General features: G+C 41.4%; 14 protein-coding genes. 7 read left to right on the top strand and 7 right to left on the bottom strand.

The window, feature by feature from the left end; genetic code table 11:
* Nucleotides 1-41 precede the first annotated feature (41 nt).
* Nucleotides 42-2,648 (bottom strand): aminopeptidase N, encoded by a 2,607-nt coding sequence (pepN, locus tag L2096_RS06475; protein WP_250365087.1) that lies wholly within the window; start codon nucleotides 2,646-2,648, stop codon nucleotides 42-44.
* A gap of 366 nt (nucleotides 2,649-3,014) precedes the next feature.
* Between pepN and L2096_RS06470 the strand changes: the two genes are divergently transcribed.
* The 3 genes from L2096_RS06470 to thiM all read left to right on the top strand — a co-directional run bounded on the left by L2096_RS06470 (nucleotide 3,015) and on the right by thiM (nucleotide 5,436).
* Entirely contained in the window at nucleotides 3,015-3,272 is a 258-nt protein-coding gene (locus L2096_RS06470; RefSeq protein WP_250365086.1) for a hypothetical protein, read from the top strand.
* A 100-nt stretch (nucleotides 3,273-3,372) separates the two neighbouring features.
* A complete protein-coding gene (locus L2096_RS06465) occupies nucleotides 3,373-4,587 on the top strand; it encodes a TFIIB-type zinc ribbon-containing protein (protein ID WP_111812564.1) in 1,215 nt (404 codons plus the stop codon).
* 24 nt (nucleotides 4,588-4,611) lie between these two features.
* Nucleotides 4,612-5,436 carry a hydroxyethylthiazole kinase gene (gene thiM, locus L2096_RS06460; RefSeq protein WP_250365085.1) on the top strand — a complete coding sequence of 275 codons (825 nt, stop codon included), beginning with the start codon at nucleotides 4,612-4,614 and terminating at the stop codon, nucleotides 5,434-5,436.
* A 60-nt stretch (nucleotides 5,437-5,496) separates the two neighbouring features.
* Here thiM and L2096_RS06455 read toward each other — a convergent pair whose 3' ends face one another.
* The 3 genes from L2096_RS06455 to L2096_RS06445 form a co-directional block, all read right to left on the bottom strand.
* Nucleotides 5,497-6,348 carry an AraC family transcriptional regulator gene (locus L2096_RS06455; protein ID WP_004937251.1) on the bottom strand — a complete coding sequence of 284 codons (852 nt, stop codon included), beginning with the start codon at nucleotides 6,346-6,348 and terminating at the stop codon, nucleotides 5,497-5,499.
* Between the two features lie 61 nt (nucleotides 6,349-6,409).
* Nucleotides 6,410-6,781 (bottom strand): 5-carboxymethyl-2-hydroxymuconate Delta-isomerase, encoded by a 372-nt coding sequence (locus L2096_RS06450; protein WP_250365084.1) that lies wholly within the window; start codon nucleotides 6,779-6,781, stop codon nucleotides 6,410-6,412.
* 13 nt (nucleotides 6,782-6,794) lie between these two features.
* Nucleotides 6,795-8,507 (bottom strand): DEAD/DEAH box helicase, encoded by a 1,713-nt coding sequence (locus L2096_RS06445; RefSeq protein ID WP_048763072.1) that lies wholly within the window; start codon nucleotides 8,505-8,507, stop codon nucleotides 6,795-6,797.
* 227 nt (nucleotides 8,508-8,734) lie between these two features.
* Here L2096_RS06445 and mdh point away from each other — a divergent pair, with 227 nt between their 5' ends.
* On the top strand, nucleotides 8,735-9,907 hold the full coding sequence (mdh, locus tag L2096_RS06440) for an iron-dependent methanol dehydrogenase (protein ID WP_004937247.1): 1,173 nt from the start codon (nucleotides 8,735-8,737) through the stop codon (nucleotides 9,905-9,907).
* Between the two features lie 173 nt (nucleotides 9,908-10,080).
* Complete coding sequence (locus L2096_RS06435; protein WP_151868551.1) at nucleotides 10,081-11,037, top strand: alpha/beta hydrolase; 957 nt, start codon at nucleotides 10,081-10,083, stop codon at nucleotides 11,035-11,037.
* Nucleotides 11,038-11,039: 2 nt separating this feature from the next.
* Here L2096_RS06435 and L2096_RS06430 read toward each other — a convergent pair whose 3' ends face one another.
* Complete coding sequence (locus L2096_RS06430; RefSeq protein ID WP_111812559.1) at nucleotides 11,040-12,221, bottom strand: transcriptional regulator; 1,182 nt, start codon at nucleotides 12,219-12,221, stop codon at nucleotides 11,040-11,042.
* 146 nt (nucleotides 12,222-12,367) lie between these two features.
* Here L2096_RS06430 and exaC point away from each other — a divergent pair, with 146 nt between their 5' ends.
* Together exaC and L2096_RS06420 are read left to right on the top strand one after the other, a co-directional pair.
* A complete protein-coding gene (exaC, locus tag L2096_RS06425; protein WP_104124325.1) occupies nucleotides 12,368-13,879 on the top strand; it encodes an acetaldehyde dehydrogenase ExaC in 1,512 nt (503 codons plus the stop codon).
* 137 nt (nucleotides 13,880-14,016) lie between these two features.
* Complete coding sequence (locus L2096_RS06420; protein ID WP_250365083.1) at nucleotides 14,017-14,712, top strand: glutamine amidotransferase; 696 nt, start codon at nucleotides 14,017-14,019, stop codon at nucleotides 14,710-14,712.
* A gap of 21 nt (nucleotides 14,713-14,733) precedes the next feature.
* Here the strand turns inward: L2096_RS06420 and L2096_RS06415 are convergent, their stop codons facing one another.
* Together L2096_RS06415 and L2096_RS06410 are read right to left on the bottom strand one after the other, a co-directional pair.
* Nucleotides 14,734-15,141, bottom strand: a complete 408-nt coding sequence (locus L2096_RS06415; RefSeq protein ID WP_048763068.1) for a GFA family protein — start codon at nucleotides 15,139-15,141, stop codon at nucleotides 14,734-14,736.
* Nucleotides 15,142-15,282: 141 nt separating this feature from the next.
* Nucleotides 15,283-15,510: a hypothetical protein gene (locus L2096_RS06410; RefSeq protein WP_004937238.1), complete on the bottom strand. Its 228-nt coding sequence runs from the start codon at nucleotides 15,508-15,510 to the stop codon at nucleotides 15,283-15,285.
* Nucleotides 15,511-15,633: the final 123 nt, after the last annotated feature.

The raw sequence follows: 15,633 nt of genomic DNA, 5'->3' as shown, positions 1-15,633 counted from the left end.
AATGGAAGTCCCGTTTATCATTTCACTGACAACTGATACGATCAGACACTCAAAATACTATTGAGTGTCTCTTTTACGTTCTTGGATTTAACTTTAGGTTGCAATGCTTGAAGTGCTTCTTTTACACGCGTTTTATGCGGCTCGGCCAAGGTGTACCAGCGAGATAATACTTGTAAGAGGCGTGAACCTAAAATCGGATTTTTTTCGTCAAAATACTGAGCCAAATCGATATAGTGTTCTACCCCATAACTCCATGCATTGACAGGATTATTACTCAAACCACCACTCACCGAGCGTACGCGGTTTGGTGTTCCCAAATCATAATCAGGATGCTGAGTAAGTGTACGAATGGTCTCTGCTGTAGCATCAGGATTCGCCGCCTGAATCATAAACCACTGATCAAGCGATAGCGCCTCATCCTTATAACGATTATAAAAGTCATCAAGTGCCTGCTGTGCCTGAGGCGCATCATTCCAGACCAGTACGCGTAACGCACCTAAACGCTCTGACATGTTGCCAGTTGTTTGATACTGGGTATAAGCGAGCTCGAACACCTCATCGTCACCTTGGCGCGCCATCATGCTGAGCATGATATTTTTAAGCGCACGCTCTCCCATTGCTTGAGAGAAATCGTGTTGTAGTGCTGGATTCAACGCTAAATAGGTTTCTTTCCAGAACCCATTTAATGCACGTGCTAGGGTTTCTAAAACAGAATTACGCTTTTCCTGCACTTGCTCAGGCTGATAATCGTGATCGATACGACTTCCCAAATAACCCTCTGTTGGAACATCAAAAAGTCGTGACGCCAATAATGGATCCTGACGTACTAGCGTAGGTAACGTTTTTTGAATGGCGTCGATATAAGGCTCAACCGAGTGTTCCTGCAATAAAATGCGCTCAAGTAAGGTTTGACTCGCCTGCCACTGATTAAATCCATTGGTTTCGTGCTGAATTAAAAATGCCAGCTCTTCATCGGTATAATTAAAGACCAGATTCACTGGTGCAGAAAAGTTACGTAGTAACGAAATGACAGGCGGCTGATCGACACCTGAAAACTCAATACTTGCGTGATCTTGATCAAATAAATACACACCGTCTTTCACCTGATTTTCAAACAAATCTGGACTATTTAAGGTGTATTGTTCACCTGTTTGCGGGTTAAACAGCGCCAAAGCAACAGGAATAGGCACGGCCTTTAAATTTGGATATTTAGGATGCGCTTTAAGACTTTGTTTAAAGTTCAAACGATAGATGCGCTGATCAGGGTGATATTCGCTCTCAACTTCGAGCTTTGGTGTTCCCGGCTGGTTGTACCAGATCAAAAAGGCGGATAAATCGACACCCGATCCAGCTGAAAGTGCATCAATCCAGTCTTCAACCGTAACTGCTTGACCATCGAAGCGCTTAAAATACTCATCAGTGCCTTGGCGAAACTTTTCTTTGCCAAGAAGTGTCGCCATCATTCGGTTAATTTCGGCACCTTTTTCATACACCGTAGCGGTGTAAAAGTTATTAATTTCCACAAAATGATCTGGACGTGGTGGATGCGAAAGTGGGCCAGCATCTTCTGGAAATTGATGCGCTTTGAGTACCGCGACATCGTCAATGCGTTGTACCGCAGCAGATTGAAGGTCTTCAGAAAATGACTGATCTCTAAAAACGGTTAAACCTTCTTTTAGGCACAACTGGAACCAGTCACGACAAGTAATACGGTTTCCAGTCCAGTTATGAAAGTATTCATGTGCAATCACGGACTGTACACGCATAATCGCGGCATCGGTGGTGTATTCTTCATCGGCCAGTACACAAGAGGTATTAAAAATATTTAAGCCTTTGTTTTCCATAGCCCCCATGTTGAACTGGCTGACCGCTACAATCATATAATTGTCTAAGTCGTATGGACGGCCATAGTGCTCTTCATCCCAACGCATAGAATGCTTAAGTGCTTCCATGGCAATTTTGCATTTTGGAATATCTTTTTCAATGGCATATATTTCAAGTGCTACATCGCGGCCTTCGGAAGTCGTATATCGATCCTTCAGTACAGCCAAATCACCAATCACACAGGCAAATAAATAACTTGGTTTTTTAGTTGGATCTTGCCAGATGGCAAAATGACGGTCTTCACCCACGGTACCCGTTTCAAGCAAGTTACCGTTAGCCAGTAATACAGGATATTTTTTATCGGCTTCAACGCGTGTAGTGAATACTGACAATACATCTGGACGGTCAGGATAAAAGGTAATTTTGCGGAAACCTTCTGGTTCATTTTGCGTGACAAACAAATCGCCAGCTTTGTACAGACCTTCTAGCTGGGTATTACTTTCTGGATGAATCACCACTTGGGTTTCAAGTGTGAGTTGATCTGGTGCATTGGTAATCACCAATTGCTCATCATCAAGCGTGTAATCTTCACTGTTAAGCGGCTCGCCATTTAATTTAATCGATACCAGTTCAAGATCACGCCCCAACAGCACTAAATCACCTGCACTATTTCTTTTCATCACCAGTGTAGAAAACACGTGCGTGTGATCATCGTGTACCTGAATATCAAGGTTGATCGAATCGACCAAGAAAGATGGCTTTTGATAATCTTTAAGATAAACCGTTTGATCTGCCGAAATATGAGGGTTCGCCGCAATATTCATATATTTTCCTATTTTGCCCTTATGCATGGCATCATTCATTATTGTGTATGCATTTGATCATACGCCAACTTAATCAATGTGTCTGCGAAGTTTCAATTTAAAATTAAGATGCGTCTTATCGAATTATTTTTCAATTGTAAGTACGTACAAATGTTCAAAAAACGTTATGTTTAGCTTGAGTTTTTCAGCTCTTCCTTTTTCTTTGTTTAATTTTGACTGGGCGTATGACAATCTATGTCATTTTATGTCATTGTAACGTCGACTTACATTTTTAAGTTTCGATTACATTTTGTGCACGTTTTTTGCTTGTATTAGCAAGACCAAGTTGGCCAATATAAAATACATAATGTCGAAGAGGTGATCGATATGGAACTCACACAACACTTACATCGCGTTGAAAATATCAAAGCCATTCATGATTTGCACAGTGCTGGCGTTTGTCCCAATGTTATTGCGGTGTTCATGACCGCAGAAGGAATTGAACTTACCGCACAGGGTGTCACAGCCATTGTGAATACTTACGATGCTTTGGGTAAAGAAAAAGCACCTTCGCGCAAGGTCAAAGCCCTTATTGCAGCCAAAAAACTTGGCCAACACGACGAATCTTTGCCTTGCCCTGTTTAAATTTATGTAAAGTAGAAGGCTCAAAGATTTAACTTTGAGCCTTTTTTGTGTGTTCTATTTATAGAGAGCTTTGATCTGATCATTTGATCTGTAAATCTGGATGTCGCAATTTGAACAGACGCGATATAATTCAACTCTCGTTCTTTACCTGAGTGTTATTTTGAATATTCTGCAAAAACAACTTGATGAAAGTAGTCAGTGCCCACTGTGCCAAGCCGCTATGTTTTGGGTTGAGGCAGAAGAGTATGAGCAGGATGTTCAATTTCAAGAATGCAGCCACTGTCAGCATCGTGTATTTCAAGATCATAAGCGTGTGTGTCATTGCATAAGCTGTACCGAACAACGCAAAAAAATGATTAAACAAGCTCGTCAGCAAGAGCAGAAAAAAAACCAGATTAAAGATGACAAAGTGTTCAATCTTGAAGACTTGAGCTTGATGCATAAACTGTTTTTGTTGGCTTTACTAGATGATCATGTGCATGAAAATATTCCGCACGATGAATTTGTACATTGGCATGCCATTAAGTACCACAGCATCAGCCCACATTATCTTTTCAACAATGCATTGTATAAAGAGCTGCTGCATTTGGGTATTTTGGTTATTCCTGAGCATCTTGATGAACAACAACAGATTGCTTATTTGAGGGTTCGACTCGATGGCTACTCCGACCCTAGCTTGTTTAGTATCGTACAACAGCTCAGACATTGGTTTTATGAAAATCTAAGTATGGGAATTCCTTACAAAACGACAGAAGACGTCAAAAACGTGTTGTTTGAATTGTTGTATCAAGAAATTGTGCAATTTATGCAAATGTACTGTCGAACATGGAATATACAAATTGCAGGCAACCGTCATTTCCAGCAATTTTGTTATAAACTTCTTGATGGTTTGGCGGTGGGACAGATTTACTATCTGATCCAGACTGCATTAGAGTATTTGTATACCCAAAAAGCGCTTCAGCCACGTAATGAAAGCTTCATCAATACGAATTTACTAAAAAAAACGCTAGAACAATATCGAGAGCGTGCCATTACAGAACGATGGGAAACCTCAACTTTACCTCGACCCATGAATTTACCCTTAAGTAAAATGAGTCAGATATTTTTGTATCGGTTTTTATCTTATGATGAACGCATCTTTATACAACCGATATGGAAAGCATGGCGCAAGATTGAGCCGCGCCTTAACTTTTTTTCTTTAAAACGGTGTATGAATTGTGGTTCAAACGACCTTGAGGTCGATTATGATGCGACAGATTATGTGTCGTTAATTTGCCGAAACTGCAAACATCAAGATCATTATTTTACCAAGTAAGCTTTTTCTTTTTAGGGGTCAACCATGTATAACTCATGCAACATTATTGAACATGTTATTGATACTTGGGAAAAATTACAGGCACAAGCACCGCTGGTACAATGTATTACCAACAGCGTGGCAGCCAACTATGCGGCAAATGTTTTGCTGGCAGCGGGTGCCTCACCTGCAATGATTGATAATCCATTTGAGGCTGAGAGTTTTACCCAAATTTGTGGCGCACTTAGCATCAATACTGGTACCCCGACCACAGAGCAGATGCAGGCCATGATGATTTCGGCTCAAACGGCGCACAAACATCACATTCCTTGGGTGCTGGATCCTGTAGGATACGGGCCAATTCTCAAATGGCGAAGTGACGCTGTCGATGCGCTATTACAGTATCACCCCTCGGTTATTCGCGGTAATGCTTCTGAAATTAGTGTCCTTGCAGGGCGCCTGACCCAATCTAAAGGTGTAGACAGTACTCTCAAAAGCGATGAAATGTTTCATCACGCCCAGCATCTTTTAACTAAAACCAGTTGTGTGGCGATTTCAGGTGAAACCGATTATATCCTGTCAAATGCAATGACCTGCATTGTCAAAATTCAAGGTGGTAGCCATTTACAGCCACGCATCACTGCAACAGGTTGTGCACTGGGTGCTTTAGTCGCAGCATACTGTGCTGTCGCACCTGTTCATTTGGCTGCAATTACTGCGCATGTGCATTTTGCAATTGCCGGAAAGCTTGCTTTTGATCAAGCACAAACGGTGGGGAGTTTTAATATTATGTTTATGGATTATATCCATATGCTCGATGCAAACTTGATTGAACAGTATGCGCGTATTGAATTAATTTCTGATGATTGAAAATCTCAGTTCTATATTTTTAAAATATCTAGAGACGATTTTAATCGTCCCTAGATAGGTTTATTTCAGTAGCAAATAAATATCGGTGACCAAATCAGCTTCTTTCACTTCATGTACAAAATTATGATAATGAAAGAATACTGGATAATCGCCCGCTTCTTCCTGTTGCGCTGGTAACCAGTTTCTAAATAAAAAATAGACGCTATCACGTATATGATCATGACTTCCCAAATGCCGAACAATAGCATAGCGTCCCGCGGGAATTTCACTCATTTCGATGCCTTCATGATTAGGATCAATCGGCTTAGTGATTGATCCTGCAATATCGAAGCGAAATTCTTGTTCAGGCGTCTGCTCAGGATCCGAAAAAGGAATACCATAGGTTGCCGATGTTTTAACGGGAGACAACCCTGTTCTTTTACGCCATTCGATAAACTTGGCTGCAGTTTCAAATACTTTTTCAGGTGAACCTTGATGAGAAATATAAGCGATCTTCTCGACAGGTCGTTCAATAATGGTAACGTTCATTTCTAGCTCACTTTTAGGGGTGAAATAAACAAACTTCCTGTGCCAATTTTGCCAGTTTGGCTCAACTCTAAAGACACTGGGCGTTTGATCAAATGAACGTTTAAATGCTCTTGCAAATGCTTCTGGACTATCAAAACCAGCATCTAAAGCAATCTCGATCACTTTTACTTCTGGTTTAAATACAAGCTGAAATGATGCGCGTTTTAATCGCAACATTTGCGTATATTTCATTACATTCATGCCCAGATGTGCATAAAAAATACGATGAAAATGAAATCTGGATAATCCAGCAACTTCACTCAATTGTTGTAAATTTAAAGATTCATCCAAATGTTGTTGAATGTAATCACACACGCGTTTTAATTTCAGATCATAAGCCGTCATAGCTTTAATACATGTTCATTTGATAGATATATTATGAAATGATTAAACATGCCGATCCTGATCAAAATTGCGATTTAATCACTTGTTTGAAATAATCCTGTTTGGGCATTTCCACAATTTCAACACAGCTTTGGATCGGTTTTTTCTGACTCATTAAACTCTGATTGCTAGTTATTGCCTGTAATACCTTTTCACCAATCTCGGTCTTTTGTTGTTCGGTACGTCCAGAGAGCAAATAAACTTTGACATGCACATAGGCCTGATTGTGATCTCCCTCTCCAATCAAAAAGATATCATCTTTTCGGGCGCGGGATTTAATATCTATCGCATCGCAATAGCCTGTCTCAATGATGCTGGTATTGATTTGAGACAACAATTGCTTCGGATCGAAATATTCAATATTGGCCGAATAATCCACAATAATATGGGGCATACGGTTTGACTTCCTATTCTATAAATAACAGTGCAAGACGTACCTGATCATAGCCCATTCTCGGGCTAGTGAGATCCACAATCGGCTTGAGTTTGATTGAACCATCGTCATTAAAATTTTCTGGCCGTTTGCTTTTTTGCACACGTTTAAACAATTTACGTACTTGCTCGACTACCTCATCACCCGGGTGGGCCACCGAAATATCCAGTCCTTGCTCACGGTGTAAACGCGCCAGATGATTAATAATGGTGGCTGGTGTAAGTCCTCGCTCTTGGGCGATATCTTGAATGTCGTACCCGCCCTCGAATAGCTCACGAGTTTCATCTAAGGTCGCAGAGCCATAATTTTGCTTTTCACCTTTGGCGAGTTTTTTCTCGTTACGAGCAATTTCGGTTTCATTGAGCGTACCACCACAATGTCGAATAAACGCTTTGTGCTTATCGGTTAAATCAATTTCTGCAAAATGATCTTCTGCCTCTTGAGACAACTCCTGAAAACGCTTGTCTGCTTTAAGCGCAAGGGTATCAAGCTCCAAAGCTTGCTCGTTAAAACCAAGTAAACGCAAACCCGTTAATGACTTCAGTCGAGATAAAGCCACATAACCCTGACCTTTTTCAAACGTATGGGTTAGATTAATTTCTGCGGCTTCCAAAGTCATACCTTGGCTTTTATGAATGGTAATCGCCCAAGCCAAACGTAATGGAATTTGCTGGAAACTTGCAATCACCTTCCCGGCTTCGTTTTCGATCGACCATGTTTCAGGCTCTACCAGCAACGTGGTTCCATCTGTCATTTTTACTTTGGGCAGTAAGCCAAATTCGTCGTCTTCTTCAAATCCGATCACTTCGCCTAAACTGCCATTGATATATCCCATATCAAAGTTGTTTTTTACAAACATCACTTTGGCATGTTTTTTAAGCGTAAGCTCTTCAGGCGCGCGTACCGACGATTTTAATGTTTCAAGTAATTTTTCATTGCCATCTAATGTGGCATTAAACTGATGGCCATCATTTTCAATTTCATTCAAATGTTGAAAATTGATCGCGTCTACATCCATATTGTGGGTGTAAAGCCGTGTAAACGTATCCCCAATATCATGCTGACGCGATGACAATAAGGCTTGCTTATGATTTGGCTGTATATTTTGCGCTCGAATGGCATTTAAAATCTGATTTAAAATTTCATCGTCCTGACGGTGTTGTTCTGTCAAATAACAGACTCGAAATTTTGCCTCAACCCACGCATCCGACATAAAGCAAAATTTATCGCGGTTGCGTTCATCATTTTTACCAACAGGCGGCAACTGAAAAAAATCACCGGCCACAATGACTTGTATACCGCCAAATGCTTCGTCGCTTTCTTTGAAGTATTTCAGTACCTGATTTACCAGATTAAGCTGTTTGGCATGTAACATTGAAATTTCATCAATAATCAGCACTTGAGCGTTTTCAAGGTGTTCTTTTAAATACTTGCGCTCTTTCATACGTTTCAGGTCATCATCGGATAGATGATCCTTAATGCCAATACCTGCCCATGTATGAATGGTCATGCCATTCATATGCGTCGCCGCGATACCTGTTGAGGCAGTAATGGCAACGGGTACCTTACGCGCCTTTAAATACTGAATGTACTGATTAAGTGTATAGGTTTTACCTGCACCGGCCGAGCCCGTTAGGAATACATTTTCTCCGGCTTTTAATAACTTCAGTGCAGTTTCTTGCTTCATAATCCAACGACTTCTAACAACGAGCACATAGCTTAACGACTTTGACATAAAAGTAAAATGCTAAAGCTCAATCGATTAAAATATCACTTAAAATACAAAATCTTAATTCAAAAATTCTTGGTAGGTGTTTGGTAGGTACACATTATTTTACGCTCAGATAATACTAGTGACATGGTGAAGGACACCTAGATAACAAGACATAAACAGATTGAATAAGGAATATCTCAATGGCGTTTAAACAAATTGCAGATCAAACCAACGGTTTTTTCATCCCGAGCGTTTCACTTTTTGGTCCAGGATGTGCCAAAGAAATTGGAAATAAAGCAATTGATTTAGGAGCAAAAAAAGCTCTGATTGTGACCGATGAAGGCCTCTTTAAATTTGGTGTAGCCGACACAATTGCAGAATATCTACATAGCGCCGGTGTAAAAAGTCATATTTTTTCAGGTGCAGAACCTAATCCGACCGACATCAATGTACATCGTGGTGTAGAAGCCTATACTCACAATGACTGTGATTTTATTGTGTCTTTAGGAGGCGGTTCATCACATGACTGCGCCAAAGGCATTGGACTGGTGACTGCCGGCGGTGGTCACATCCGTGACTATGAAGGAATTGATAAAAGCAAAGTCCCAATGACCCCGCTGATTTCAGTCAATACTACAGCAGGCACCGCTTCTGAAATGACACGCTTTTGTATCATCACCAATACAGATACGCACGTAAAAATGGCAATTGTCGATTGGCGCTGCACACCATTGATTGCCATAGACGACCCTAAACTTATGATTGCTAAACCGACAGGCTTGACCGCTGCCACAGGGATGGATGCCTTGACACATGCGGTTGAAGCTTATGTATCGACAGCAGCCAACCCCATTACCGATGCCTGTGCAGAAAAAGCTATTAGCATGATCAGTCAATGGCTCAGACCCGCAGTAGCCAACGGTGAAGATATCGAAGCGCGCGATGCCATGAGCTATGCGCAGTATCTGGCAGGTATGGCATTTAACAACGCCTCATTGGGTTATGTACATGCCATGGCACATCAATTAGGTGGTTTTTATAATCTGCCGCACGGCGTATGCAACGCGATCTTATTGCCCCATGTTTGTGAATTCAACCTAATTGCGTGCCCTGAACGTTATGCCCGAATTGCAGAACTGATGGGTGTAAATACTCAAGGCTTGAGTACCACTGCCGCGGCATATGCAGCGATTAATGCGATACGTGAGTTGTCTTCTTCAATTGGTATTCCATCTGGTTTAACAGAATTGGGCGTTAAACCAGAAGATTTGGCAGTTATGGCAGAAAATGCACAAAATGATGCCTGTATGCTTACCAATCCACGTAAAGCAACGCATGCACAAGTTGTCGAGATGTTTAAAGCAGCATTGTAACTGGCTTAAAAAGCAAAAATCCTCTTCTGAGTAGGTTCTCTCTAACCAACTTACTCGGATTTTGGGAATATCTCCATCATGGATATTCCCTTTTTTTATTCACATGTCGTAATTGACAAAGTTTAAATTTCAGATAACGATGAAGACATCATGATTCAATAGAAAAAACAAGAATGTCAGATTACAGCGCCGATCTCTTAGGTGAAGGCTATGAACAGCAAATCCTGAATTTTCCTGACGATTATGAAGGTCGAGTGATCGCCACACTGGTAAGAAAAAAAGCCAATCATACTACTGATAAGGCTGTGCTATATATTCATGGCTATATTGACTATTTTTTTCAAAAAGAAATGGCCGAGCAATTTAATCTACATGGTTATGATTTTTACGCCCTTGATTTACGCAAATATGGCCGCTCTAAACTCCCCCATCAAACATTTTTTAATGTGCACGATTTACGCGAATACGATGCCGAAATTAGTCTGGCACTTGAGCTAATCGAGCAAGAATCTCATCATCAAGTGTTACTTGCAGGTCACTCTACTGGCGGGCTGATTGCCACTTTGTATGCTGCACATTATCGTCAGAATTCACTGATCAAAGCACTCTGGGTAAACAGTCCATTTTATGAGTTCAATTTGAGTCTTGCCGAAAAGAAACTGGGAATTCCGCTGTTGAGTCAGGTTGGTCGAGTATTGCCGCGTCAACCTTTTCCGAGCAAACTCAACCGATGGTACGTTACCAGTTTGCATCAAAGCCTAAAAGGCGAATGGGATTTTGATCTGAACTGGAAGCCAGTATCTGCACCGACCGTTTTACTTAGTTTTGTACATGCTATACATAGTGCCCAAAAAGAAATTCACAAAGGTGTGTATATTGATATTCCTGTACTGGTGATGCATTCACATCAAACTAAAAATCCGAAACGCTGGCATAAGAGCGTCACACAAAGTGATGTGATTTTAAATGTAAAAGACATTCGCAAATACGCTAAAAAAATCAAGGGCGATGTGACAATCCAGAGCATCCAAAATGGTGTGCATGATCTGGTCTTATCAGCGCCCGCTGTACGTGAAGCTGTCTATCAAAAGTTATTTCAATGGCTTAACAGCAAAATCAGTTCATACTGACCTTATCCTTCATAATATTTGACCAATAATTGGTGTGCAGGATGATCCAGTGGAAGCAGCTCGGTTAATCGTTGTACAGCATCTATGGCTTCTGGAAAGCGTGCTAGATGCTTGAGCAACATATCAGGCTCTTTTGCTTTGTAAATTGCATCACTCAGACGTGATTCAAGACAGTCACGCCATGTACAAATAAAAGGACTCTCCGAGCGGGATAACAGCACACCTGTATACAGTTCTAAGGCCACAGCGACATAACCTGCATTAAGCGCATCTTCTGCCTGTAAAAAATCTGCCTCTACATGTGCCAGTAAGCGATAAGGTCTCGATCCGAGTAAGCCACCCAAAATATCACGTAACTGAGACATTTCAGCTTTGAGCGTCCCTACACTGACCTTGCGCTCACCATAAAGTGCATGATGCAGTTTTTCCAGATTCAGCCCTTGTGGACATAAAGTTAAAATAGTTAAAATTTCAACTTGTCGTGGCGTTAATACGAGCGCTTTGCCGTTAAATAATATCTGCGGTGTAGAAAAAGCACGAATAAATAAGTGCTGTCGCTGATGCTCGATAAGCGCATTTTGAATGATGGCAGCACAACGCTCTGCCGCCAACATGCCTAAAGCATTGTGATTTTTCCAAGTGGCGGATAAATCGACAACACCCACAGGTTGTTGTGTATAAGGATCTAAAATTGGCGCAGCGTAACACACCCAATCATGCACAGAAGACATGTAATGTTCATTGGAAAAAACACAACTCGACTGCCGGGTTTTAAGTGACAAAGCCAAAGCATTCGTCCCTACAAGCTCTTCTTTCCACTGACCACCAGCAACAAAATGGACCTTCTCAGCAGCGCTTCGCATTTGCGCACTTGGCGCTGCCCATAAAATCGTGCTGCCTATATCTGCCACCGCAATCACCATCGATGATTGCTCCGCGACGTGTTTAAGATCATGTTGACACGCCTGAATCGCCACATCTAAAACACTGGGATTTTTGTTTGAGGCAGGTTTGAGCAAAGGTGCAGCTAAGCGCTCTTTAGGAATATCGGCAGATGCAGATCGCTGCCAAGAGCTCGCAATACTTTGTTCAATTTTTTCAGCATGTTGCGGCGTCAGTACACTTTGATTTCTCAGTTTATCAATGGTATGCCGCTGGTGTAGTAAATCCTGTTTTGTAAACATTTGTCGTTCCCTTGCAAATTCTCATTATTTCCAACCTTTCTCCAACCTTATTTCTTCTATGCTAATTAAATAATGTACAAAAGTACCTTATACCAAAGCTGTAGATGCTTCAATCATAGATGAATAATAAGCAAAGGAATACTGATATGCGATACATCGACCCAAACCAACCCGGTTCAAAAGTTCAATTTAAAGCACAATATGAAAATTTTATTGGGGGTCAGTGGGTGCCTCCTGTTAAAGGCGAGTATTTTGGCAACAGTTCTCCCGTAGATGGCAAGGTATTCACTCAAATTCCACGCTCTAGTATTGAAGATATCGAGCTTGCTCTTGATGCGGCGCATAAAGCAAAAGCCGACTGGAACAGCTCATCACCGACTGTTCGTTCAAATTTACTGCTTAAAATTGCAGACCGTCTAGAAGAAAATCTTGAGTTACTTGCCGTAGCAGAAACATGGGAAAACGGCAAACCGATTCGCGAGACACTGGCAGCAGATATTCCACTGGCGATTGACCATTTCCGCTATTTTGCAGGATGTATTCGCGCTCAAGAAGGTGGAATTTCTGAAATTGATGAAGATACCATTGCCTATCATTTTCACGAACCGCTCGGTGTGGTTGGACAGATCATTCCGTGGAACTTTCCAATCTTAATGGCCGCGTGGAAACTTGCACCAGCACTTGCAGCGGGTAACTGCATTGTATTAAAGCCTGCCGAGCAAACGCCTTCAAGTATCCTGGTATTAATGGAATTGATTCAAGACCTAATTCCACCTGGTGTACTCAATATTGTAAATGGCTACGGTGCCGAGGTTGGTCGTCCACTGGCGACGAACCCAAGAATTGCAAAAATTGCATTTACCGGCTCAACAAAAGTTGGCCAGATGATTATGCAATACGCGACTGAAAATATTATTCCTGTTACGCTCGAACTGGGCGGTAAATCGCCTAATATTTTCTTTGAAGATGTGCTGGCACAGCAAGATGACTATCTTGAAAAAGCACTTGAAGGCTTTGCCATGTTTGCACTGAACCAAGGTGAAGTATGTACATGTCCATCACGCGCGCTGGTACAGGAAAGTATTGCCGATCAGTTTCTGGAATTGGCAGTCGAACGGGTTAAAAAAATCAAAACAGGTCATCCACTTGATACCGACACCATGATTGGTGCTCAAGCATCTAAACAACAGTTTGATAAGATTATTGGCTGCATCGATACTGGTCGAAACGAAGGCGCGCAATTGATGACGGGTGGCGATCCGCGTCACGATGTTGACGGTGGTTTTTATATTGAACCGACTATTTTTAAAGGTGACAACAGCATGAAAATTTTCCAAGAGGAAATTTTTGGGCCAGTACTATCGGTCACCACATTTAAAGATTTTGACGAGGCCATCAAGATTGCCAACGACACCATGTATGGCTTAGGTGCCGGTGTATGGTCTCGCTCTGCACACACCTCATATCGTGCGGGCCGTGCAATTCAGGCTGGTCGAGTCTGGACCAACTGTTACCATTTATACCCTGCTCATGCCGCATTTGGAGGATATAAGCAGTCTGGTATTGGACGGGAAAACCACAGAATGATGCTCGATCATTATCAGCAAACCAAAAACTTGTTGGTGAGCTACTCAACCAAACCAATGGGCTTCTTCTAATCACGTGTAACGTAACAAAAAAAGGCCCACGATGGGCCTTTCTTTTGAGCAATATCGAGGTATGGCTTTGCATTTTGTTCTATGCATACTTCAGGTATGATCGCATGAGATCTTTTTAATATTGTGTAACTTACGCCATGAAAACTATTTATGCAGTTCAACATCTGGCCTTTGAAGATCTCGGCTCGCTTGAAGATCTTTTTTATGAGCTTGGTTTTAGAGTGCGTTATTTTGAAGCAGGTGTAGATGACCTCAAGCCTGCCTTTGAGCATGATGGCCTTACCGTCATTTTAGGTGGTCCAATCGGTGTGTATGAAGAAGCCGACTATCCATTTTTAAAACAAGAAACGGCACTTCTTAAAGCGCGCTTAGCGGCGAATAAGCCGACGATTGGAATTTGCTTAGGTGCTCAGCTTATTGCCAAAGCACTCGGTGCCAAAGTTTATGCTGGAGAGCACAAAGAAATTGGATGGAGTACCTTAGACATCAAGGCCACATCAGAGAACCCATTACAGGGGCTGATCGATCAACCGGTTTTACACTGGCACGGTGATACCTTTGATTTACCTACGTCAGCGACGCTGCTGGCAAGTTCAGAACATTATCCGCATCAAGCCTTTTCATGTGGAACGAATGTACTTGCTTTACAGTTTCATTTGGAAGTGTGTGGTGATAACTTTGAACGCTGGCTCATCGGGCATACAGCTGAGCTTCGACAAGGAAATTTTTTAGTTCAAGCGCTTCGCGCCGATACCGCACGCTATGCTCAAGGTTTATCTCACGAGGCACGTTCGATTCTCTTAGATTATCTCAAGCAGCTTAACCTAGTATAAGTCAGCTTTATTTCTGATCTTTTATTCGTCACTGGAAAATTGATCGATCACTTGCTGCTCGGTCATTTGAGGTGACTTCGTTAGAAACTGATAATAATCTGGCTTGTGATCGGCATAAATCTCAAGATGGATTTTGGCATCGGAAGCTAAGTCGAATAATTCGGCATTAATGCTGTAATACTCTCGTTCGTTCAGCTTGTAAAACAAATTGGTGCCGCACTGCTGGCAAAAATATCGCGCTGCCCATTCCGATGAGTCATATTTTCGAACAAATTGCTGCCCAGTAAGCTTGATTTTTTGAGTCGATTCAACTGTCAAAGCTGGGCCTCCTCCCCATGTTCTACACATGCTGCAATGACACACTGTAATTTCCTCAGAATTGACCTCAACGTCAATCTGCACTGCACCACACAAACAAGCGCCTAACATTTCTTATTTTCCTTATTTGTTTGAGTCGGCTTTTATACTATCGAAAAAAAACATCACATGGCTAAATATTGCACTGTGATGCTTTAGATTTTGTAAACACTTATGCGCTTTCAACACTCAGCTTAATTGCAGCCAGCGTCGCTATTCAATTTTGAGCTGAAATTCATCTTGGCTAATTTTAATCTTGAGCTTTTTGTATTTACGCTTACTGGCATCGAGTGCTGAGTGCAAAACCTCATTAGAAAAAGTTGTATCATTCATCAACTCCGAATAGATTTTATATCCAATCACAATCTTGGATGGCTTTTCCCCATTATGTTTAAAATCTTCAATTAATTGATCAAGATATGCAACATTTGCTTTTTTCATCAGATCTATTCTTTCAGCCTTGATACTTATTTAAAGTACTTAGATTTCTTTACACTTTGATTAATTTTAAAAAATTAACGACTACATGATCATTTTTTACTGGAAATTTAAACTGAAAAGCAG

Origin of the sequence: Acinetobacter sp. ACZLY 512 (genome assembly GCF_023614015.1) — a bacterium.
GTDB lineage: Bacteria > Pseudomonadota > Gammaproteobacteria > Pseudomonadales > Moraxellaceae > Acinetobacter > Acinetobacter soli.
Note: the sequence above shows the minus strand (reverse complement) of the source record. Positions and strands in the feature narration are given on the sequence as shown.